Genomic DNA, 21924 nt, shown 5'->3' with positions numbered 1-21924 from the left:
CCCCTTTATTTAAGAAATTGTCATACAAGAGCCTGGACCACCTGCGAATGCTAAACCACAGCTTCCTTGTTCGCTATATAAATCTGCCACTTGTTCACGATGAGTGCCCGGAATGACGAAGCGATCTTTATATTTCGCAATAGCAAGAAGACGATACATATCTTCTACATCCTGTTTTGTTAAACCAAGTTCTTTTAATACAGCTTCATTTGGCTCTTTATTAATTTGCAGCGCTCTCATATGCGTTCGCATAACAGCCATTTTCTTCAATGTAAGACGAATGTGTGATTCATCTCCTGCAGTGAGTAAATTCGCTAAATATTGAATTGGAATACGCATATTATCGATAGCAGGGAAAATCTCTTCTGCTTTCCAGTTACTTCCTTTCCCTTCCACCATATTCATAATTGGGCTAAGCGGCGGGATATACCAAACCATTGGCATTGTACGATACTCTGGGTGAAGAGGTAGAGCAATTTTCCAATCGATAATCATTTTATAGATTGGTGACTCTTGTGCCGCTTTAATCCATTCTTCAGGAATGCCTTGTTTTTTCGCTTCAGCCGCCACTTCTGGATCATTTGGATCTAGGAAAACAGTAAACTGAGATTCATATAAATCTTTTTCGTCTTCAACAGACGCTGCTTCTTTTACTTTATCAGCATCATATAGCATTACCCCAATATATCTGATACGTCCTACACATGTTTCTGAACAAATTGTTGGCATACCAGCCTCAATACGTGGGAAACACATTGTACATTTTTCAGCTTTATTCGTTTGCCAGTTAAAATACACTTTTTTATATGGACAAGATGATACGCAGAATCTCCAAGCACGACATGCATTTTGATCCACAAGTACAATCCCGTCTTCTTCACGTTTATACATTGCACCAGATGGACAAGATGATACGCACGATGGATTCATACAATGTTCGCATATGCGTGGTAAATACATCATAAAGACGTTTTCAAAATCAGTTTTAATTTCTTCTTCCATTTTCTTTACGTTCGGATCTTGTAATCCTGTTATATGTCCGCCTGCTAAATCGTCCTCCCAGTTTGGACCCCATTCAATTTTGTCGATAAATTCGCCTGTAATTGCTGATTTCGGACGAGCAACTGGTTGATGCTTACGCTGTGGGCTATTTGTTAATGTTTCATAATCATAATTCCAAGGTTCAAAGTAATCATCAATTGTTGGTTGATCTGGATTGTGGAAAATGTTCATAAGACGTTTCATTTTCGAACCAGATTTCAGCTGAATTTCACCATTTTTCAATTCCCAGCCGCCTTTATATTTCTCCTGATCTTCCCATTGCTTCGGATAACCAATGCCAGGTTTCGTTTCTACGTTATTGAAATACATATATTCAGCACCTGGACGATTTGTCCAGGTGTTTTTGCACGTTACGCTACAAGTATGGCAACCGATGCATTTATCTAGGTTCATAACCATTCCGACTTGTGCTTTAATCTTCAAGCCAATCTACCTCCTTCAGTTTGCGAATTACAACGTTTAAATCGCGCTGGTTCCCAGTCGGACCATAATAGTTAAATCCATAACTTAATTGACCGTATCCACCAATCATATGTGTTGGTTTAACGTGAATTCGAGTTGGACTATTATGCGTTCCCCCCCGGTTACTTGTTAATTTCGTACCAGGTACGTTAATATGACGATCTTGCGCATGGTGCATAAACGCCATTCCTCTCGGTATACGATGCGTTACAACAGCACGCGCTACAACAACACCGTTACGATTAAAGCACTCAATCCAATCATTATCTGCAACACCCGCTTCAGCAGCGTCCTCTTTATTCATCCAAACAGTTGGACCACCTCTAAATAGCGTTAACATCGGTAATGAATCGAAGTACATACTATGAATCGACCACTTATTATGCGGTGTTAAATAGTTTAGTGTAATCTCTTTCCCTTCTACTTCGGGCCGTGATTTACGGAACGGTTTATGTTGCAGAATTGGTTTAAATGTTGCCATCGTTTCACCAAATTCTTTCATCATGTCATGGTCTAAGTAGAAAGATTGTCGACCAGTTATCGTTCTCCAAGGGATAAGACGTTCCACATTTGTTGTAAACGGTGAGTAACGGCGTCCACCTTTTTCTGAACCTGTAAATGCTGGAGAAGTAATTACTGTTTTCGGCTGTGCTGTAATTTGTTCGAATGTGAAGCATTCCTCTTCACGTTCTTCTGCTAAATCACGTAATTTTAGATCTGTTTGTTTTTCAAGTGCTTCCCATGCTTTTACTGCCATATGACCGTTTGTTGTAGAAGATAGTGTTAATACCGCTTCAGCAGCATTGATTGCTTCTTTGATGTCTGGGCAACCTTTCGCGATAGAATCCGTTCGAACAACTCCTAATTTGCTCTTTAATTGCTCATATTCTTTTTCCGCAGACCAAGAGATCCCTTTCGTACCAATCGGTTGTTTTCCGACATTCGGTCCAAGCGCAGTCATTTTGTCATAAATCGTTTTATAATCTCTTTCGACAACATGAATTTGTGGCATCGTTTTACCCGGGATTGGTTCACATTCACCTTTACTCCAATCTTTAATCTTGCCAAGTGGTTGCGCTAATTCTTGCGGTGTATCATGAAGAAGTGGTGTTGCAACAACTTCTTTCATTGGTTCAAGATCAATTTTCTTCGCTAAATCTGACACAGCTTTAGAAAGTGAAGTGAAAATGTCCCAATCAGAGCGTGCTTCCCACGGTGAACCGATTGCTGGATTAAAAGGATGCACAAATGGATGCATATCTGTACTACTTAAATCATGTTTTTCGTACCAAGTTGAAGCTGGTAATACGATATCAGAATACAGTGCTGTTCCAGCCATACGGAAATCTAAATTAATAAGTAAATCAAGCTTCCCTTCTGGTGCTTCTTCATGCCACTTAATTTCTTCTGGTCGTAATGAATCACTATCGTCATTCATTAATCCGTTTGTTGTACCTAGTAAATGTTTTAAAAAATATTCGTGCCCTTTACCGGAACTTGAAATTAAGTTCGCACGCCATACGAATAAGTTGCGCGGGAAGTTATTTTTGTTATCTGGATCTTCAATCGCAAATTTCAGTTCTTTTTCTTTTAGTTTTTGTGCAACGTATTTTCCGATTTCTTCTTGTGTTGTTGCACCAGCAGCAACAGCTTCTTTATATAGTTCAATTCCATTTTTCTCAAATGTAGGATAAGAAGGTAACCAACCAAGTCGCGCCGCTAAAACGTTATAATCACCGTGATGTTGATAACGAGAGTTTCCTTCCACTGGTGATGCTAAATGTCCAACTGGTGTATCTTCATAGCGCCATTGATCTGTTACGAAATAGAAGAAAGATGTACCATTTTGTAATTTTGGTGGCCCTTGCCAATCTTTTGCCATCGCGATTGTTTGCCATCCTTCTGCTGGTCGTAATTTTTCTTGCCCAACGTAATGCGCCCAGCCACCGCCGTTTACACCTTGTGCCCCAACGAGAAGTACAAGATTTAAAACGGCGCGATAAATCGTATCAGAGTTAAACCAATGGTTAATACCAGCTCCGACAATAATCATTGAGCGACCGTTCGTATCAACAGCATTTTGTGCGAACTCACGAGCGATTTGAATAATAAGCTCACGTTTTACTCCTGTCATTTTCTCTTGCCATGCAGGTGTAAACGGAACGTCATCATTGAAGTCTTTCGGCTCTTGTCCGCCAAGCCCTCGGTTCACACCGTAATTTGCTAACGTTAAGTCGTATACAGTTGTAACGAACACTTCGCCTTCTTCTGTCATAACCTTTTTCACTGGAATTGTACGTTCTAATACTTTGTTTCCATCATCAGAGAAGTACGGAATTTGTACCGTTCCAATCGATTCTTCCATTCCAAGTAAAGAAAGACGTGGATCAATCTTTTCACCTGTTTCTTCATCTTCTAAACGCAAGTTCCATTTCTTTTCGTTATCCCAACGTGAGCCCATTGTGCCATGAGGTGTTGCAAAATCATTCGTGTTCTCGTTCCAAAGAACAGGTTTCCATTCTTCTAACTTCGTTTCGCGTCCAATATCAGCAGCGTTTAAGAAACGATCAGCAACGAATTGATCTCCTTTTTGTTTCAATGTGACAAAGAAAGGAAAATCAGTATATTGCTTCGCATACTTTGTGAAATATTCCACTTGATTATCTACGTAAAATTCTTGTAAGATCACATGCCCCATTGCCATCGCAAGTGCACCATCTGTACCTTGTTTCACACTAATCCAATCATCTGCAAACTTTGTAGATTCAGCGAAGTCAGGACTGACAGAAACGACTTTCGTTCCTTTATATCGAACCTCTGCTAAAAAGTGAGCATCTGGTGTTCTCGTCATCGGTACATTTGAACCCCATGTCATAATGTAACCAGAGTTATACCAGTCACTACTTTCTGGTACATCTGTTTGATCGCCCCAAATTTGCGGAGAAGCTGGTGGTAAATCTGCGTACCAATCATAGAAACTAAGCATTGGTCCACCCATAAGTTGCATAAAGCGGCTGCCTGCAGCATGACTTAACATCGACATAGCTGGAATTGGTGAAAAACCAACATTTCGGTCTGGACCGTATTTCATTACTGTATATAATAATGAAGCTGAAACGAGTTGTAACACTTCATCCCAATTCGCACGAATGAATCCCCCTTTACCACGTGCCTGCTTATACTTTCGTGCTTTTTCAGGGTTTTCCACAATGCTTTTCCAAGCATCTAATGGTGACTCATTATTTTGTAATTCCTCTTGCCACACACTCCAAAGAACACCACGTACATACGGATATTTCACACGAAGTGGACTATAAATGTACCAAGAAAAACTTGCTCCACGTGGGCAGCCTCGCGGTTCAAAATCTGGCATATCAGGACCTGTCGTTGGATAGTTAAGCTCTTGCCCTTCCCACGTCACAATTCCATCTTTCACATATATATTCCAGCTACATGAACCAGTACAGTTCACGCCGTGTGTAGAACGAATTACTTTATCATGCTGCCAACGCTTTCTGTACACATTTTCCCATTCGCGATCTTCATATGTTTCTTGTGTATGATTATCGTTATAACGATCTATTGGTGAAAAATATTTTAAACGTCTCATTAGTGCTGAAGGTTTTTTCTTCATACTGTTCACTCCTTTAATACGTCTCTCTTACATACCCTTACTATAAGAGAGGTTGTAAAATACAGATGTGACATTTCGCACAGTTCAAGAGATTGTCAAAAATTCAGTAGAAAATAAGTTTGTGAGAAAATCTTGTGTTCCGTTGTGAAGATTATGGTTAATCTTAATTATTAGGAGAATGGTATTTTGAGGTATCGACTATTTTGCAAAAGAAAAAGAGTTTTGATATTATTTCAAAACTGCCATAAGGAAAAGAGTATAAATTGTATGTAAAAATATTTTTCCCAATGTTATTATTTTATATCGAGTCTTATTTTACATAAAACTACAAATCATTATTTACTGTATTGCCCTTAGTTACGGAAACAATTATACTAGATGTAATTGAAATAAATAATCTGAATATTCTCAGAATTTAAGTTAGACCTTTACTATCTACATATAGAATTAGAAATATGTCCACTAAATTGATTAGAAAACGATAATAACATTAGGAGGATTACGATGCCCCAGCTTGATTCATTACATCCCACTGTAGAAAAAATAATCAATAATACTGAAAAAATAATGGTCGGAAAACGAAAAGAAACAATCTTAGCTTTGACAGCTCTCTTAGCTGAAGGTCATGTGCTATTAGAAGATGTTCCTGGTGTCGGGAAAACAATGCTAGTACGTGCTCTTTCTAAATCCATTGATGCTGATTATAAGCGAATTCAATTTACACCTGATTTATTGCCGTCAGATGTAACAGGAGTTTCTATTTATAATCCGAAAGAGCTCCAATTTGAGTTCAAGCCTGGACCAATTATGGGGAATTTTGTACTTGCTGATGAAATTAATCGTACATCTCCAAAGACACAATCTGCTTTACTTGAATGTATGGAAGAAGGCAATATTACAATAGATGGTATTACAAGACCTTTACCAAAGCCGTTCTTTGTCATGGCTACACAAAATCCGGTCGAATATGAAGGAACATATTCTCTACCAGAAGCTCAGCTCGATCGTTTCTTATTGAAACTAAAAATGGGATATCCTACACCAGAAGAAGAATTTGAAATTTTAAATCGGATGGAAAAAACAAATCCACTCTCTCAATTACAAACCATTACTACAATACAAGAATTACTTTATTTACAACAAAGCGTACGGGTAGTAAGTATGGACAAAGCAATTAAGCATTACATTGTAAAGCTTGTTAATCAGACTCGTACGTACAGTTCTATACAGTTAGGTGCAAGTCCACGTGGCTCGATTGCTTTAATGAAAGCTTCACAAGCTTATGCATTTATCCATGGCAGGAATTATGTTATTCCAGACGATGTTAAATTTTTAGCTCCTTACGTTTTAGCACATAGACTCATTCTAAAAATGGAAGCAAAATTTGAAGGAATAACAGGAGAACAAGTTATCGGAAAAATCGTTGCACGAACTACCGTGCCTACTCAAAGGACGATGAACCCTTGATAAAACGAATGCTGCGAGCGCTATATCACGTTATGAAGTTATTGCTACTCCCTTTATGCCTAGTCTTAACATTTATATACGCTATGTTTCAAGGCGGGTTTGTCAGTTGGTTTTTGTTTTACAGCATAATTCCCATTGCTCTTTATTCGCTACTACTCCCCTTCTACGCTTTACGGGACGCTGAAGTAAAGCGAATAACAAACCAGAATGGATATGTAGTAGGAGAACAATTTGTAAGCACGATTACAATAAAAAGAAAATTTCCTTTTCCCTTACTTTATTTAGTTATAGAAGATGAACTGCCACCACAATTTATAAGTTGTAAACAAACAAAGATGAATAAGGTAGTACTCTTCCCAGGATTGAAACGAAATATTTCGTTTCAATATGTTATTGACACAATCCCTAGAGGCGAGCACACTTTTTCAAGCGTTCGTGTCAAAACCGGCGATTTATTCGGCATGATAGAGAAAGAAGTAACTTTTTCAGTTCCAGATACATTTTTAGTCTATCCCCAGTATGTAGATATAGCATATCGACAATTGGAAAATCATTTCGAACAAGGAGCGCTTTTAGCAAATATAAATTCAGCAAAAGACTCTACAATCTCTGTCGGTGTCAGAGACTATAAACCTGGTGATCGCTTTTCATGGATTGATTGGAAAGCAACTGCACGAACAAACAATATTATGACAAAAGAGTTTGAACAGCAGCGCAGCCATAATGTCATGATATTCATAGACAGAACCGAGTCTCCTCTATTCGAATCAGTCGTCACATTTACTGCCTCTATCGTAAGGGCTGTCTTGAAACAAAATTCACCAGCATCATTCGTGTCTATCGGAAAAGAACAAACTATCTTCCCTTTAGACAATGGAGATACGCAGTTACAACAAATCCTTTGTCATTTAGCAAAAGTGCAAGCAGACAGTGTATTCCCGCTCTCCCAGAGTGTAGACATGGAACTAAGAAAAATTTATGAGCCCGTCACGGTTATACTCGTGACCAGTAATCTTTCTCCCGATATTCAAAAGGCGGCTGATTGTGCTGCTATAAAAAATAGAAAATGTATGGTTTTTGTCGTGAAAGAAAAAGCGAATCAACTTTCACACCGAGAAATCAGTATAATAGAAACTCTAAAAAAACGACAAATATTTGTAAACACGGTTTATGAAAACCGGTATACAAACGTGTTTTTTGAGGTGAGCAAATGATAACATTACAAACAAAATACAAGTGGGATACGAACAGATTCTTTATGCATGCATGTGTATTTCTTCTTTTACTAGAATGGCTAAGACCTCTTATAGGCATTACAAATGTAGGTAGATTAGATATTTTCGTAACATTTATAGGAATTTGCTTCGCTCTCTCTTTTTTTCAGACGAGGTGGCAGATTCCAATAAAAATTGTCACAGTCCTATTTATCATTCATTCCCTATATTATAAAAATGCTTTTATAAATCTATCTTGGCTAACAACATTCTTTTCTGATATGTCTCGAAATTCCTCCCTATTTTTCCAAGGGAATTTACTAGATATTTCTCCAGTTTTTCCGACCGTTTTATTTTTTCTCTCATTTTGGTTTTTGAGTTCTTTCACTTCATTTTGGATTATTCATAAAAAACGTGGGTTTCTATTTCTTGTATTGACTATTATTTATATCGCAACTTTTCATAACTTACATTTATACAATGCAAACTACGCTATTATTCGAACTGTTGTCATCGGATTTTTTATGCTTAGTCTTCTTCAAGTAGAACGAATAAAAGAGCGTGAACACTTACAAAATTATGCTAGGGAAATCTCAAAATTACTTAGACCACTTACAATATTTATTGTATTATTAGCAACCATCGCATACTTTGCTCCAAAATTTGGCCCTCAATGGCCAAACCCAATGGATTTTTTAAAATTCAACACATCTGAAGCAAGTAAAGAACAAAAAGTTTCTACAATTGGGTATGGTTTAGATGACTCGCGATTAGGTGGTCCTTTTAAGGCGGATCCTACAATTGTTTTCACAGCACGAACGCAAAACAAACACTATTGGAGAGTAGAAACAAAAGATTTCTATACAGGAAAAGGCTGGGAAATTTCTGAAAATCCGAAAAAGATTTCTTTTAAAAATAAAAACGACGTCGTAAGCTGGTACGAACAAAATACAAAAACGGAAACGACTGAGGCAACAATTACCATGCAAAAAAGTTACCCTCACCTTACCTATCCAGCAGGATTAGTATCAGTTGAGGCTTCTTCTGATGTATCATACAGTGTTGACCCGTTTTCAGAAAAAATTTATACAATGAATGAAGACTCTTCTACTACTTTACATTCGTATAAAGTAACATATGAGATCCCTGAGTTTTCCATAGAAAACTTGAAAGCTGTAAAAACAAATGAAGGTCAAGAAACAAACCCTTATTTTATGACAAAGTACACACAACTTCCCGAGTCATTACCACAGCGCGTAAAAGACTTGGCTGTCAATCTTACAAATGATAAAGACAACCGATATGATAAAGTATTAGCTATTGAAAATTACTTCACAGACAACTCTTTTACATACGAATCAACGAATGTCTTATTCCCTGCCAAAAGCCAAGATTATGTAGATCAATTCCTTTTCGATACAAAAAGCGGCTACTGTAATAATTTTTCGACGTCTATGATTGTACTACTTCGTTCTGCCGGGATTCCTGCTCGCTGGGTAAAAGGCTATACAGAAGGAACTCTTGACAATACACTTGCCTCTGCAGAAGGTGCGGATGTTTATACAATCACGAACGATAACGCACACTCTTGGGTCGAAGTATATTTCCCAGGATACGGATGGATTCCATTCGAACCAACAAAAGGATTTACCAATCCCTATAATTTTATAAATAATACGCCTGCTCCTATTTCACAAAATAGCGAAGCAAATAATTCTAATAACGAGCAAATACAACAACGAAATAATGAAGCAAAACTTAAAAGTTTAATAGAAAATACAGAAGAAGCTTCTACTAAAAAGGTCACAAATTCTAAAACTAGTTTTTCTTGGTGGTACGTATTCCTCTCTACGATACTAATTAGTATTATAGGATACATTCTCTTCACCACTAGAATGAAATGGATGACATTTCTTATTATTCATTTCTATAAATACCGAAAAAATGATGCTGTTTATCAAAAAGCTTACGGTGCACTTTTAAAACAATTTGCGAGAATTGGCATACCACGGAGTGAAAGTCAAACATTCCGAGAATACGCTCTCCATATCGATACACTTTACAACTCGGCCGATATGCAACAACTTACTGCCAGTTATGAGAACGCTATGTATAAACAGGAGCAGGCTGCAGAAGAATGGAAGAAATCTGTACACTTATGGGAAGTGCTTATGAAAAAAGCAGCTTCTCTGCCTAAATCAGATGGCTTTGATACAGTTATTTAATCTTGAAAATGTGAGTTTAAAGAAAACGTCTCAAAGAACTACATTGTTCTTTGAGACGTTTTTTAATAAAGTGAAACTCCTAATTATTCTCCAAGCACCTTCTCAATCTCAACCTCTAAATCTACCGGCTTCGTCTGCGGAGCAAAACGTCCTACTACTTTCCCGTCTTTTCCGATTAAAAACTTCGTAAAATTCCATTTCACTGCTTTCATACCGAGTAAACCTGGTGCTTGTTTTGTCATGTATGTATATAAAGGATGAGCCTTATCACCTTTCACATCCACCTTTGCAAACATCGGGAAGTTTACACCGTAGTTTAATTCACAAAAACTAGTAATGTCCGCTTCTGTACCTGGTTCTTGTCCCCCGAATTGGTTACAAGGAAATCCGAGTATTTCGAGTCCTTGGTCTTTATATTTATCATATACCTCTTGTAATCCTTTATATTGTGGTGTGAAACCACATTTGCTAGCTACATTGACAATAAGAAGTGCTTTTCCTTTGTAATCTTTTAACGATTTTTCTTCACCTGTAATTGTTTTAGCTGAAAAATCATAAACTGTCATTGTCTTTGCCCCTCTCTTCACTATCATTCTATGTTTATACTATACTACATTCGTGAATATACAGCTCTTATTACGTACTTATAAGTTGTAATGATAGCGCTTTATTTCTGTTCGAAAATTCGACACAAACTACTAGACTTTTATGATGGAAAGTTTTACAATTGAAATGTGAACAAAATGTGACAGTTTATATTCCATTATAAAAGAAAAGGATGGTGTTCATTATGAAAACTGCACAACATGAAACGATTTCAAATCGCGAGTTTTATTTCGTACTATATATGATGTTATTGTATGTTACTGGCTGGGTAATCGATGTTAATGGTTTATTCTTAAGCTCCTACTTTAATTTAGCAGGAGAGATTATGCTTCCATTAGTAGGCGGGATTGTTGGACTGTTCATTATGTCTATTAATAAACAACAAACGAAATAATAATATTACAAAAAGGCAGAAGACGAGCTTCGTTTTCTGCCTTTTTTCTATTTTAGCGTATAATAAAAACATGCAGTATATAAGGAGTGGTAACTATGAAAAAAGTAGAGCAATTATCTTCTCACCTATATCTTATTGATGATTTCGATTTACAGCATAATGAACGAACAGGTACGTACGTTTTATTAGATGACGATATTACTTTAATTGAAACTTGTGCAGCCCCTTCTCTTCCGTATATTTTAGACGGCTTACAACAATTACATATTGATTTAAACGATGTTAAAAACATTATCGTTACACATGTGCATTTAGATCACGCTGGCGCAGCTGGTTTAATGATGGAACAGTGTCCAAATGCTACGTTATATGTGCATTCTCGTGGTGCTCGTCATATGATTGATCCAACAAAACTTATTTTAGGTGCAAAAGCTGTCTACAAAGAAGATTTCGATAAACTCTTTGACCCAATTCTTCCAATTGAAGAAGAACGTGTTCATATTGTACAACATGGTGATACGTTAAAAATTGCAAAAGACCGCACCCTTACATTTTATGATACACCAGGACATGCGAAGCACCATATTAGCATTCACGATTCATTAACAAACGGGATTTTTACTGGCGATACAATTGGAATTTATTATAGAGAACTCGCAGACGTTGATGTAGAGTTATATCTACCATCAACGTCCCCTTCACAATTCCAACCAGATGCGATGATTGCTTCTAAAAATCACATTCAAAGCATGAATGTAGATACTATTTATTTCGGTCATTACGGCGCATCCTCTCATGTTACAGAAGTATACAATCAATTGGAACATTGGCTACCTATTTTCGTTCAGACTGGTAAGGAAGTCTTTGACAAGTATAATGATTTCGATGAAGCGACTAAAGCTTTACAAACTTTGTTAATGGATAAAATCTCTTCTCATCTTACAAAGTTAAACGTTCCATCAGATCATTCCGTTTATAATATTTTACATTTAGATATAGAAATTAGCGCAATGGGCATTATTGATTATTTCACGAAGCAAGAAAAAGCAAACTCCACTATTAACTAACAGTAAAAGAAGAGATATACAACAGTAGTTATTGTATATCTCTTCTTTTTTTGAATATATTTTGAGTAAAGGATGGTGGAATATAATGCAAAAATTGATGCTATACCTCTGCTTCACATTATTTATCGTCTTATTATTATTTGTAGGAGTAAAAATTCAATTTTATTTAGATACAGATGCACAAGTGAACTTTAACGTTTATCCAAGATTATTCTACTTTACACTCTTCCCTCTTATAGTTGGCATTTTATTACGATTCCTTCAATCTATTAATCGCGAAACGAGTAAACAAAACTGGAGCTTTCAACCGGATAAATTTATTGCTATTACAGTGCCTACACTATTCATTTCCTTTTCCCCAGCACTACTCTTTTCACCACTTGCCGAATACCTACCTTATTTAGTTAATATTATTCTAATAAATACAACTTTTGTTACGATTATTAGTTTAATAGCTGGTTATTCCCTTTTAGATTGTTTTATACAAAAGGACAATGCAACGATGAAAAAATATAATTGAATGCTCTATTTTCTTTTAATAAAGAAAGCTCAAAGCTAAAGCTTTGAGTTTTTTTACTTATCTCACCTTTTCATCTACATACTCCATAAACTGCTCCGCTTTAATAAATCTTTCTTTGTACGCCTCAGGTACTTCTTCTATTTTTATTGCACCAGTTGATTTTATCTTCACTCGTACTATTTCATGTGTCATTAAAGCTTCCATATAGCGATCAAACTCTTCTTGCGTTAATACTTCTTTACTAGATTTATGACCATTTAATTTATCAAAGTATGGTTGAAGGCCCATACTTACCTTTTTCATTTCTTCTCTTTTTGCTGGTGATAATCCATCATAATCTATATTACCATTCGAATCTCCGTACGCAAGCTTTGCATTAGTTAATTTTTTCAGTTCTTTTGTAAACTCTTCATATTCCTTCGCACCCATTTCATCTTTCGCTTCTGATAATTTTGCATTAAAACGCATATACGTTTCTAATGTCATTGCTCCGGCATGTTTTTTTAAATTCTCAAAAGATCCATATATACCATCCGCCATAATAGATTGGTACGCAAAACCTGTCGTCGGGATTAAAAGAGCTGCTGCAAGTACTCCTGCGATAAGGCGTTTCTTCCTCTTACTCCCGCCGTGCTTCATTTTTATTTGCACGATTACTTTTTCTTTTAAATCCGGCGGGGCAACAATACCCTTTGCTTCTTCTTGTATAGATTCCCTAACTCTACAATCTAAACTCATTTCACATTCCCTACCTCTCCTAAAAAAATTTCTTCTACTTGCTCTTTTTGACGTAGTTTCTTTAATGCCGCATGAATTCTAGATTTCACTGTACCGATTGGAATATGTAATATTTGTGCTACTTCTTCTTGTGAATAATCGTGTAAGTATCTTAAGATAATAACTTGTTTCAATTTATACGGTAATTTATGAATGAGTTCGATTAGTTTTTGGTTTGATATTTTACTTACAACATCGTTAGAAAAATCAATTTGCACTGGCTTTCTTTGCTCTTCTGCTTTTTTTATAATTCGTAGTCGCATCCACCTCTTTCTTCTATAAGAATGAATTTGTTTAATCGCAAGCCCAATTAGCCAAGGGCGAAATGGCTTCTCGCTATCATATTTACGAAGCGATTCATATAGCTGTATGTATACTTCTTGAACGACATCATCTACATCCGTTTTATCTTCAATTAAAAAATGTGCTGTTTTATATACTTCTTGAATCGTTACATCATACAATTCGCTATACGCTTCTTTATTGCCTGATAAAGTTAATTGGATTAAATTTGTATACACTGTTCCATCCTTCACATACCATCCCTCCTTTGTCCTACACTATATATTGGCAAGTAATTCATATTTCGTTCGATTTTTTTAAAGTTTTTTTATATAAATTAATATTATGATTCATTGAGTTCATAAGCTTCACTTATAACCACACATAACTATTATATAATTTTCCAATTTCTGATAAAGATTTAAAATAATTTATATAGTCAAATTTAGGAGGACATATAATGAAAGCTATCGTTGTAACGTCTTTCGGTGGTCCTGAAGTGATGAAATATACAGATTTTGATATACCGGCTATTTCAGAAGATCAAGTTTTAATTCGCGTAGTTGCTACTAGTGTAAATTTCGCTGATATTAAATCACGTTATGGCAAAAAAGGAAATAAAGCACTACCTTTTATTCCAGGTATAGATGCCACTGGTATTGTAGAACGTGTCGGTTCTCATGTGAAAAATATTCACCCTGGACAACGTGTCATTGCTTTTCCTCAAAATGGATCTTACGCAGAATACGTTGTTGCAAATGAAAATCTTACTTTCGTATTACCCCATGAAGTTGACTTTCAAGCTGCAGCCGCTTGTCCAATCGTATCCTTTACAAGCTATAATTTACTCGCAAATGTTGCAAGAATTCAAAAAGGTGAATCTGTACTCATTCATGCAGCTGCTGGCGGGATTGGTACTACCGCAATTCAACTTGCAAAACTATTAGGGGCTAGAACAGTTATCGGTACTATCGGAAGTGAAACGAAAAGAAAAATCGCTTTAGATGCTGGAGCTGATTATGTAATTTGTCATCAAACTGAAGATTTTGTAGAGAAAGTCAATGAGCTGACAAACGGAGAAGGAGTGAATATTATTTTGGACTCTATTTCTGGAACTGTTTCTGAAAGAAGTTTAAACTGCCTTGCTTTTTACGGTCGCCTCGTTCATTTCGGTAATGCTAGCGGTGAAATTGGTAACTTTCAAACGAAAGATTTACATGCAAGTTGCCGCTCTATACTCGGTTTTAGCTTTGGAACCACACGAAAAAAGCGTCCTGAACTGCTCCAAGAAACTGCAAATGAAGTTTTCCGTTATTTGCGTGACGGACGTTTACAAATTAAGGCTACGAAATCTTTTCCACTTCAAGATGCAGGGAAAGCACATGAATGGGTCGAAAGTAGAAAAAGTACAGGGAAAGTAATACTAACTGTTCAGTCCTCTTCCTGAAATGAATACTGGAAACAGAGGTGGCATTCATGGGATCACGAATTATGCATGTTATTATCGCTAACGGTATTGCTGAGAAACTATCTATTCACGATAAGACTTCTTTCTTACTTGGAGCTGTAGCCCCTGATGCTGTTCATTCAAAAAAAGAAAAAGGAACCTCACATTTTTATGCCGGTACAACGAAGAACTATACGAGAAGAATAGATTATGATTCATTTTTTCATAAATATGAATCACATATAGATTCCCCATTTATTTTAGGCTATTATACCCATCTCATTGCCGATGATAATTGGCTAAGTGGATTTTTTCTACCTTGGCTAAAAAATAGAATAGAGAATGACGAAACTATCGCACCCCTGTACTATAACGATTTTAAATTGTTAAATGCAAAGTTGCTTCATCATTACGATCAAGAACAACAGCTTTTCTCTCTTCTCAATCAAGAGGCTCACATTGTGGATATTGAAGAGGTTTCTAAAGAAAACGTTTTAGCTTTTCGAAAGTATCTTTTTGAAGATATGTTGTATCCAAAGCAACATTTGCATGAAGACTTACAGGTATTTACGTTTGACCAAATCGTTGGCTATATTGAGACAGCGATTGAAAAAGGAGTATTTTTTATTAAACAACTCTCTAATGAAAAATCCACTTCAAAAATTTAATCCCCCTCAAATATATTTGAGGGGGATTTTCACATAGCAATATTATTATTGGTTCTTCTCCATAACGGCAAAATAATTCCCTTCGCTATCAGCAAAGTTAAACACTTTACCAGAAGGCATAGTTACCATTTCTCCAACAGTAACATTTTTGTTTGTTAAATCTGTATATAATTGATCAAGATTTTCTGAGAAGAACATTAAGGACGGTGTACCAAGATTCAATTCTGGGCTCATTTTAGAAATAACTTCTTTATTATGTAATATAATGCTCGTTTCTGCACCGTTAGTCGGAGCAATTTCAATCCATCTCATTCCTTGCTTGTTATCTTCCTCTGCTACTACATGAAACCCTACCTTTTCCGTCCAAAAATTTACTGCCTCATCTTGATTATTTACATATAACATAATTTGTCCTACTTTATGGATCATTACATTTCCCCCTAATGGTTTTTATATTCTATGTAGCTTTCTACAAATACTATCGTTATTCCTTTTGAGTTGGTATGTACTTCTTTGCAAAATTTATCGACTGACTCATCCCATCCAGTTCATCAAAATAATCATTTCTTTCAATCATGTTATATCCGTCGAATCCAATTTTATCTAATACTTTGAAGAATATATCGAAATCTACTTCACCATTCCCTGCTGCGACTTCTATATACTTAGTTGAACGATCACTTTTCACTTCTTTACAATCTTTAATATGAGTTTGTACTATATAATCTTTTAATAGTAATAAACCTTCTCCCGGATTTTCATTTACATCACTTATTAAATTTGCTGGGTCAAAGTTAACAGCTAGTCCTTTCGAGTTTGCAGTTTCTAAAAATCGTTTTAATACTATTGCTTTTTCAGATCCCGTCTCAATGGCGAAGAATCCTCCAAATCTGAACGCTAAGTCCCCTATTTCATTACAAACACGTAGCATTTTATCATAGTACTCACTATTTTCATCATCAGGGATTTTCCCAATATGGGCTGTTACTACGTTAGCTCCTAACCCTAACCCTTTATCAGTAATATATTTAAAACTCTCTATTACACATTCAGCTTCAGTTCCTATTATTCCATTTTCTCCGAAGCTAATTGCTAATGACGGGACTTGAATCTCATTAAAAGATAAGTTTTCTTTTAAAGTGTTCCATTGTACCTTTGAAATGTTAGCTAAGTTGAAAGTCGGATTCATAGCATATAATTGAATATATTCTAAATCCCATTCCCTTGCTTTTTGTATTCCTTCGTTTACTTCAATATATTTTGTATTCAAAAACATTCCTAATTTCCTATCCATATGTGTACCTTCTTTTTATTATTTCGTGTCAGTTTAATATTCGACTTTTTTATATTATTTCCTCGTATAAACCAAATAAATAAACTACCCTTTTTTCGATACTCCCAGTAGAAGCATATATATGATAGGCACATTAAAAACACTAATACAATTCCCATTATCACTTGTTTACAAACAAAAAAGACGTAACTACAAATAGTTACGCCTTCTCCATCATTTATCTAGGCTTTTTCTTCCCAGTAAATGCTGGTTTCTTTTTCTTTGGTGCTTTCGGTTTCGTTTCTACAAATGATCCTTTGAACATTTCTTGCTTCGTAAATACGATGCCTAGTTTTTTCGCAAATTGCAGTAATTTGCGCTCTTCTTGTGGTGTTACAAGAGATACGACAGTTCCTTCTTTGCCCATACGTCCAGTACGGCCTGAGCGGTGAATATATTGGTCTACTGTGTCTGGTAACTCTAGATGAATTACATGTGTTAAATCGTCAATATCGATACCGCGCGCTGCAATATCAGTAGCAAGTAGAATTTCTAATTTCCCTCCGCGGAAAGCACGCATTGTTGCTTCACGCTCTTGTTTACTTGCTTCTGCATGAAGAGCCGCCGCTTTCATTTTACGGAATTTCAATTTCTCAGTAATTTCATCTAAACGGAATGGATCGTTTAAGAAAGCAACTGCTTTTACATCGCCCATATGCATAATTCTTCTTACGTAATCATTTTTTTCGCGTCGCTCACAAATGATATACGTATGCTCAACTAAGCTTTTTGATTCTGCACGTGTTACACGTACTAATTGTGGTTCCACTGCTAAATCACGTGCCGCATCTTCTGCCGCTTTTGTCATTGTCGCCGAGAAGAATACTAATTGACGATCGCGCATCGTTGATTTAATTACATCTTGCACTGCGCCCATCATTTTTTGCTTTACAATTTGATCAAACTCATCAAATACAATTGTTTTTACTTCATGCATTTTTAGCTTTTTCATACGAATTAATTCTAAAATACGGCCTGGTGAACCGACAATTACTCTTGGGTGTTTCTTTAATTTTTCAACTTGGCGCTTAATATCTGCACCACCAATTAAAGATGCACCTGAAATTTCAGTTCCTGCTGTAAACTTTTGAACCTCTTCATGAATTTGCATTACAAGTTCACGTGTTGGCGCTAAAACAACAACTTGTGGCTGTTTTACTTCAGGATTAATTTTATGTAAAAGTGGTAATAAGTACGCTAATGTTTTTCCTGTTCCAGTTGGAGATTCAGCTATAACGTCTTGTCCTTCTAAAATAGTTGGAATCGCTTGTTTTTGAATTTCAGTTAACTCTTTAAAACCAGCCTTCTCCCAAGCTTGTTGTAAAAATGGTTGCATATCTTTTATCATTTGTTTTTCTCCTTTATCTCTATTTTTGAAGAAAATGCTGTATTGTTCGCACCGTTTCTATCATGTGTGAAATAACAGCTATTAAATCATCAACATGGTCTTCTGTAATCGCTTTTTGAAATAGAACCTCTACCTTATTATGATATGAAATCGCTTGCTTATTATATTCGTATGAAACTTTCTGCATAATCATTCTTTCTTTTCCCCATATAGAACGCATTAATGTTTCAATTTCTTCACATTTTACTTCTGGTTGTTCTAACGGGAATGAAAATGCTAGCTTCATCTCACAACCTGGTGTAAACTGAGGCACTTCTAGTATTTCACCAGACAAGTTCTTTGCATCCACAGATAATGAAAATGTTGCTTCTACTAATGGTTCAAACGGTTCTGTTAATTGAAATGAGATATGATATATACGACTTAATGAAGCAAGATCCATCATATCTTTTCGATCTGTTACAAGAATATCTCCATGTAGATCAAAATCATACACAGCACCTTCTACGATTACTTTTAAATTGTCAAAAGCAGTTGGATCAAACATAATTTCCTCCAAAAAACAGGCGCCTTTCGATGGAAAGGCGCCACTTGATGTATATATAGTTTACAGATAAACGAGATGAATTACAACCTTTTAGAATAAACCTACTGCTTTTCCATCTTCATTTACATCCATTTGAAGTGCTGCTGGTTGTTTTGGAAGACCTGGCATTGTTAACATTGTACCTGTTAACGCAACGATAAAGCCTGCACCGATAGATGGTTTTAGCTCACGAATTGTAACGATAAAGTCAGATGGACGACCTAATTTTGTTGCATCGTCAGAAAGAGAGTATTGTGTTTTCGCCATACAAACTGGTAGGTTACTCCAACCTTCTCCTTCATATTGAGCTAATTGCTTACGTGCTTTCGGAGCAAATTCAATATCTTTTGCGCCATATACTTTTTGAGCAATTGTACGAATTTTTTCTTCTAATGGTAATTCTAATTCATAAAGTGGTGCGTAGTTGTTTTCACCTTTTTCGATTTCTTTTAGTACTTTTTCAGCAAGGTCAACTCCACCTTGGCCACCCTTCTCCCAAACTTCTGTTAAGGATACTGCATAGCCACGCTCATTACACCACTCTTGTAAGTATGTAACTTCTGCATCTGTATCTGTAATGAATTTATTAATTGCAATTACGAAAGGCACACCGAAGCTTTGAATTGTTTCAACATGCTTCTGTAAGTTTTCCATACCTTTTGCTAATGCATCTACATTTTCTTCTTTTAATTGATCTTTTGCAACGCCACCATGCATTTTAAGCGCACGAATCGTCGCAACAATAACAACTGCTTCTGGTTTAATGCCAGCTGCACGAGCTTTAATATCTAAAAACTTCTCAGCGCCTAAATCAGCACCGAATCCAGCTTCTGTAATAACATAATCACCTAATTTTGCTGCCATTGTTGTAGCGATAACACTGTTACAACCGTGAGCGATATTCGCAAATGGTCCGCCATGAATGATAGCTGGTGTATTTTCTAACGTTTGTACTAAGTTCGGCTTTAATGCGTCTTTTAATAATAGTGTTAACGCACCTTCTACACCTAAATCTTTAACCGTTACAGGTTGATTTACAAAGTTATAGGCAACTACGATGCGAGATAAACGTGCTTTTAAGTCTTGAATATCTGTTGCAAGACAGAACACGGCCATAATTTCAGATGCTACTGTAATGTCAAAACCGTCTTCACGTGGTACACCTTGTACAGGTCCACCAAGACCAATTACTACGTTACGAAGGGCACGATCATTTAAGTCAACGCAGCGTTTCCAAACGATTTTACGCGTATCAATTCCAAGTGTGTTTCCTTGTTGGATATGATTATCAATAAACGCTGCTAATGCGTTATTGGCAGTTGTGATCGCATGGATATCTCCAGTAAAGTGAAGGTTAATGTCTTCCATTGGTACGACTTGTGAAAAACCGCCACCTGCTGCTCCACCTTTTAATCCCATCGTCGGTCCAAGAGATGGTTCACGAAGTGCAATTACTGTTTTCTTACCAATTTTGTTAAAAGCTTGACCTAAACCAACTGTTACTGTTGATTTACCTTCTCCAGCTGGAGTTGGGTTAATCGCTGTTACTAAAACAACTTTACCGTCTTCCTCATCTTGTAAGCGCTTAAAAATATCAAGAGATAACTTACCTTTATAATGCCCGTATGGCTCTAATTCATCTTCTAAAATATTTAAATCAGCTGCAATTTCTTGAATCTTCTTCATACTCGCTTCTTGTGCGATTTCAATATCGGATTTCACTGTTGTAGTAGTTGTCATATACCCTAGTCCCCCTTTAATTGGTTCTGATGATATTGTATCAGTTTTTTGTATTTTCTGCACTTATTTACCTCCTAAAAATTCTTTCATTTCTTTATACGTTTTTTAACATAAATACCCATAAGAATGTTAACGATTGTTGCAACTCTGTAGGTAGTTGACCTAACATCTTCTCATTTACTCCGCGCTTATATACGCCGATGCCATCTACAACTTCAAAACCTTGTTCTTTCGCTAACTGTTCAAATTCCCAAGGCATCATTGTATTACAAACAACGTCTTTTCCGTACAAGCGAGGATAACTGTTCTCTCGTGGCTTTGCTGTCGGTCCTAAAATTGCAATACATGCATATCCATCTTTCTTTAACACACGCTTTATTTCATTTAACGCTCGTAATGGCTCTTCCGTCCATTCTAAAGAATTAATTGCCATAATTGATTCAAATTGCTCATTTTCAAATGGTAATGCAGAAAGATCTCCTTTTATAAAAGATAAATTTGGTCCTTCTCCGCGCTCCTTACCTTTTTGAATCATCACTTCCGATAAATCTACTCCCACTGCTTTATAGCCTGCGCGACTTAATTTATATGTACCGTACCCATCACCGCATCCAACATCGAGCACTTGTGCGTCTTTCTTCACATACTGTTCAAAAAACGGAATAATTGTACTCCTACTCCCGCTGTCCCACATCTCTTGACTATTTTGATTCCAAAACTCCGCACTACTATCCCATTTCTTTTCTGCTGATTCATGCCAATTAAATTTCGTCATACATTCCCCTACCTTCACGCTTTATCACTCATTTCATTCTACATCATTTTCCAAAATTCCTGTTTTATCCCGCTTGCAGTAAGACACCTACCTCAAAATTCAATGGATGCGGATCAGTTAATGGGAGAGAACTGCTCATAAAAATCCAATTGTTGCTGGCTGATAATCAGTCCTAGTGGAAAAAATCCCACACTTTATCTTCAATAGGAGATGGATATGTTAACGATGGAATGCGTATTCTCCAATTTTTGCTTTACTTGGGTTTAACTCATACTCATGCTCTTCTCATTTTGAAAGATACTATAGATACACCCAAT

At 36.3% G+C, this 21924-nt stretch carries 19 protein-coding genes; 8 read left to right on the top strand and 11 right to left on the bottom strand.

What is annotated here, in order from left to right; translation table 11 throughout:
- Window positions 1–9: 9 nt before the first annotated feature.
- Window positions 10–1485 carry a nitrate reductase subunit beta gene (gene narH, locus ACTL4X_RS10450; RefSeq protein ID WP_441395022.1) on the bottom strand — a complete coding sequence of 492 codons (1476 nt, stop codon included), beginning with the start codon at window positions 1483–1485 and terminating at the stop codon, window positions 10–12.
- Entirely contained in the window at window positions 1475–5158 is a 3684-nt protein-coding gene (locus ACTL4X_RS10445) for a nitrate reductase subunit alpha (protein ID WP_017657476.1), read from the bottom strand. Before ACTL4X_RS10445 ends, narH begins: the two co-directional genes overlap by 11 nt.
- A 504-nt stretch (window positions 5159–5662) precedes the next feature.
- On the opposite strand from ACTL4X_RS10445, the gene ACTL4X_RS10440 reads away from it, so the two are divergent.
- Genes ACTL4X_RS10440 through ACTL4X_RS10430 form a run of 3 tightly spaced genes read left to right on the top strand, consistent with a single transcriptional unit; the run spans window position 5663 to window position 10064 of the window.
- Window positions 5663–6625 carry an AAA family ATPase gene (locus ACTL4X_RS10440; protein ID WP_441395021.1) on the top strand — a complete coding sequence of 321 codons (963 nt, stop codon included), beginning with the start codon at window positions 5663–5665 and terminating at the stop codon, window positions 6623–6625.
- Window positions 6625–7839, top strand: a complete 1215-nt coding sequence (locus tag ACTL4X_RS10435; protein ID WP_071740463.1) for a DUF58 domain-containing protein — start codon at window positions 6625–6627, stop codon at window positions 7837–7839. Before ACTL4X_RS10440 ends, ACTL4X_RS10435 begins: the two co-directional genes overlap by 1 nt.
- A complete protein-coding gene (locus ACTL4X_RS10430; protein WP_000631787.1) occupies window positions 7836–10064 on the top strand; it encodes a transglutaminase TgpA family protein in 2229 nt (742 codons plus the stop codon). Before ACTL4X_RS10435 ends, ACTL4X_RS10430 begins: the two co-directional genes overlap by 4 nt.
- Window positions 10065–10147: 83 nt before the next feature.
- On the opposite strand, the gene bsaA is transcribed toward ACTL4X_RS10430, so the two are convergent.
- Entirely contained in the window at window positions 10148–10630 is a 483-nt protein-coding gene (bsaA, locus tag ACTL4X_RS10425; RefSeq protein ID WP_070179287.1) for a glutathione peroxidase, read from the bottom strand.
- A gap of 224 nt (window positions 10631–10854) precedes the next feature.
- On the opposite strand from bsaA, the gene ACTL4X_RS10420 reads away from it, so the two are divergent.
- The 3 genes from ACTL4X_RS10420 to ACTL4X_RS10410 all read left to right on the top strand — a co-directional run bounded on the left by ACTL4X_RS10420 (window position 10855) and on the right by ACTL4X_RS10410 (window position 12651).
- Window positions 10855–11064 (top strand): DUF3925 domain-containing protein, encoded by a 210-nt coding sequence (locus tag ACTL4X_RS10420; protein ID WP_000844984.1) that lies wholly within the window; start codon window positions 10855–10857, stop codon window positions 11062–11064.
- Window positions 11065–11159: 95 nt separating this feature from the next.
- Window positions 11160–12131 carry an MBL fold metallo-hydrolase gene (locus ACTL4X_RS10415; protein WP_086692905.1) on the top strand — a complete coding sequence of 324 codons (972 nt, stop codon included), beginning with the start codon at window positions 11160–11162 and terminating at the stop codon, window positions 12129–12131.
- Window positions 12132–12216: 85 nt separating this feature from the next.
- Entirely contained in the window at window positions 12217–12651 is a 435-nt protein-coding gene (locus ACTL4X_RS10410) for a hypothetical protein (RefSeq protein WP_001170914.1), read from the top strand.
- A 57-nt stretch (window positions 12652–12708) separates the two neighbouring features.
- Here the strand turns inward: ACTL4X_RS10410 and ACTL4X_RS10405 are convergent, their stop codons facing one another.
- The gene (locus tag ACTL4X_RS10405) at window positions 12709–13389 is read right to left on the bottom strand and encodes a DUF3600 domain-containing protein (protein ID WP_000050672.1); all 681 of its coding nucleotides are present in this window, start codon (window positions 13387–13389) and stop codon (window positions 12709–12711) included.
- Window positions 13386–13964 (bottom strand): sigma-70 family RNA polymerase sigma factor, encoded by a 579-nt coding sequence (locus ACTL4X_RS10400; RefSeq protein WP_078386270.1) that lies wholly within the window; start codon window positions 13962–13964, stop codon window positions 13386–13388. Before ACTL4X_RS10400 ends, ACTL4X_RS10405 begins: the two co-directional genes overlap by 4 nt.
- A gap of 206 nt (window positions 13965–14170) precedes the next feature.
- On the opposite strand from ACTL4X_RS10400, the gene ACTL4X_RS10395 reads away from it, so the two are divergent.
- Entirely contained in the window at window positions 14171–15157 is a 987-nt protein-coding gene (locus ACTL4X_RS10395; RefSeq protein WP_086404611.1) for a quinone oxidoreductase family protein, read from the top strand.
- Between the two features lie 29 nt (window positions 15158–15186).
- Entirely contained in the window at window positions 15187–15825 is a 639-nt protein-coding gene (locus ACTL4X_RS10390; protein ID WP_033695483.1) for a zinc dependent phospholipase C family protein, read from the top strand.
- Window positions 15826–15870: 45 nt separating this feature from the next.
- On the opposite strand, the gene ACTL4X_RS10385 is transcribed toward ACTL4X_RS10390, so the two are convergent.
- The 6 genes from ACTL4X_RS10385 to ACTL4X_RS10360 form a co-directional block, all read right to left on the bottom strand.
- Window positions 15871–16254 (bottom strand): VOC family protein, encoded by a 384-nt coding sequence (locus tag ACTL4X_RS10385; protein WP_000581478.1) that lies wholly within the window; start codon window positions 16252–16254, stop codon window positions 15871–15873.
- A gap of 55 nt (window positions 16255–16309) precedes the next feature.
- Window positions 16310–17119 (bottom strand): sugar phosphate isomerase/epimerase family protein, encoded by an 810-nt coding sequence (locus ACTL4X_RS10380; protein WP_071740306.1) that lies wholly within the window; start codon window positions 17117–17119, stop codon window positions 16310–16312.
- 217 nt (window positions 17120–17336) lie between these two features.
- Complete coding sequence (locus tag ACTL4X_RS10375; protein ID WP_000588613.1) at window positions 17337–18506, bottom strand: DEAD/DEAH box helicase; 1170 nt, start codon at window positions 18504–18506, stop codon at window positions 17337–17339.
- Window positions 18507–18525: 19 nt separating this feature from the next.
- Window positions 18526–19053, bottom strand: coding sequence for a hypothetical protein (locus ACTL4X_RS10370; RefSeq protein WP_000460219.1), 528 nt, complete (start codon window positions 19051–19053; stop codon window positions 18526–18528).
- A 90-nt stretch (window positions 19054–19143) separates the two neighbouring features.
- Entirely contained in the window at window positions 19144–20832 is a 1689-nt protein-coding gene (locus ACTL4X_RS10365; protein WP_078386284.1) for a formate--tetrahydrofolate ligase, read from the bottom strand.
- A gap of 94 nt (window positions 20833–20926) precedes the next feature.
- Entirely contained in the window at window positions 20927–21607 is a 681-nt protein-coding gene (locus tag ACTL4X_RS10360; protein WP_000160025.1) for a class I SAM-dependent methyltransferase, read from the bottom strand.
- Window positions 21608–21924: the final 317 nt, after the last annotated feature.

It is taken from the genome of Bacillus sp. RE35, from assembly GCF_052146655.1.
GTDB lineage: Bacteria > Bacillota > Bacilli > Bacillales > Bacillaceae_G > Bacillus_A > Bacillus_A cereus.
Note: the sequence above shows the minus strand (reverse complement) of the source record. Positions and strands in the feature narration are given on the sequence as shown.

Excerpts from the sequence above, each read along its gene's own strand:
- ACTL4X_RS10365 (WP_078386284.1), bottom strand. The coding sequence starts at position 20,832 with ATGACAACTACTACAACAGTGAAATCCGATATTGAAATCGCACAAGAA.
- ACTL4X_RS10440 (WP_441395021.1), top strand. The coding sequence starts at position 5,663 with ATGCCCCAGCTTGATTCATTACATCCCACTGTAGAAAAAATAATCAAT.
- bsaA (WP_070179287.1), bottom strand. The coding sequence starts at position 10,630 with ATGACAGTTTATGATTTTTCAGCTAAAACAATTACAGGTGAAGAAAAA.
- ACTL4X_RS10390 (WP_033695483.1), top strand. The coding sequence starts at position 15,187 with ATGGGATCACGAATTATGCATGTTATTATCGCTAACGGTATTGCTGAG.
- ACTL4X_RS10415 (WP_086692905.1), top strand. The coding sequence starts at position 11,160 with ATGAAAAAAGTAGAGCAATTATCTTCTCACCTATATCTTATTGATGAT.
- ACTL4X_RS10360 (WP_000160025.1), bottom strand. The coding sequence starts at position 21,607 with ATGACGAAATTTAATTGGCATGAATCAGCAGAAAAGAAATGGGATAGT.
- ACTL4X_RS10395 (WP_086404611.1), top strand. The coding sequence starts at position 14,171 with ATGAAAGCTATCGTTGTAACGTCTTTCGGTGGTCCTGAAGTGATGAAA.
- ACTL4X_RS10370 (WP_000460219.1), bottom strand. The coding sequence starts at position 19,053 with ATGTTTGATCCAACTGCTTTTGACAATTTAAAAGTAATCGTAGAAGGT.
- ACTL4X_RS10405 (WP_000050672.1), bottom strand. The coding sequence starts at position 13,389 with ATGAGTTTAGATTGTAGAGTTAGGGAATCTATACAAGAAGAAGCAAAG.
- ACTL4X_RS10445 (WP_017657476.1), bottom strand. The coding sequence starts at position 5,158 with ATGAAGAAAAAACCTTCAGCACTAATGAGACGTTTAAAATATTTTTCA.
- ACTL4X_RS10375 (WP_000588613.1), bottom strand. The coding sequence starts at position 18,506 with ATGATAAAAGATATGCAACCATTTTTACAACAAGCTTGGGAGAAGGCT.
- ACTL4X_RS10410 (WP_001170914.1), top strand. The coding sequence starts at position 12,217 with ATGCAAAAATTGATGCTATACCTCTGCTTCACATTATTTATCGTCTTA.
- ACTL4X_RS10430 (WP_000631787.1), top strand. The coding sequence starts at position 7,836 with ATGATAACATTACAAACAAAATACAAGTGGGATACGAACAGATTCTTT.
- ACTL4X_RS10380 (WP_071740306.1), bottom strand. The coding sequence starts at position 17,119 with ATGGATAGGAAATTAGGAATGTTTTTGAATACAAAATATATTGAAGTA.
- ACTL4X_RS10420 (WP_000844984.1), top strand. The coding sequence starts at position 10,855 with ATGAAAACTGCACAACATGAAACGATTTCAAATCGCGAGTTTTATTTC.
- ACTL4X_RS10385 (WP_000581478.1), bottom strand. The coding sequence starts at position 16,254 with ATGATCCATAAAGTAGGACAAATTATGTTATATGTAAATAATCAAGAT.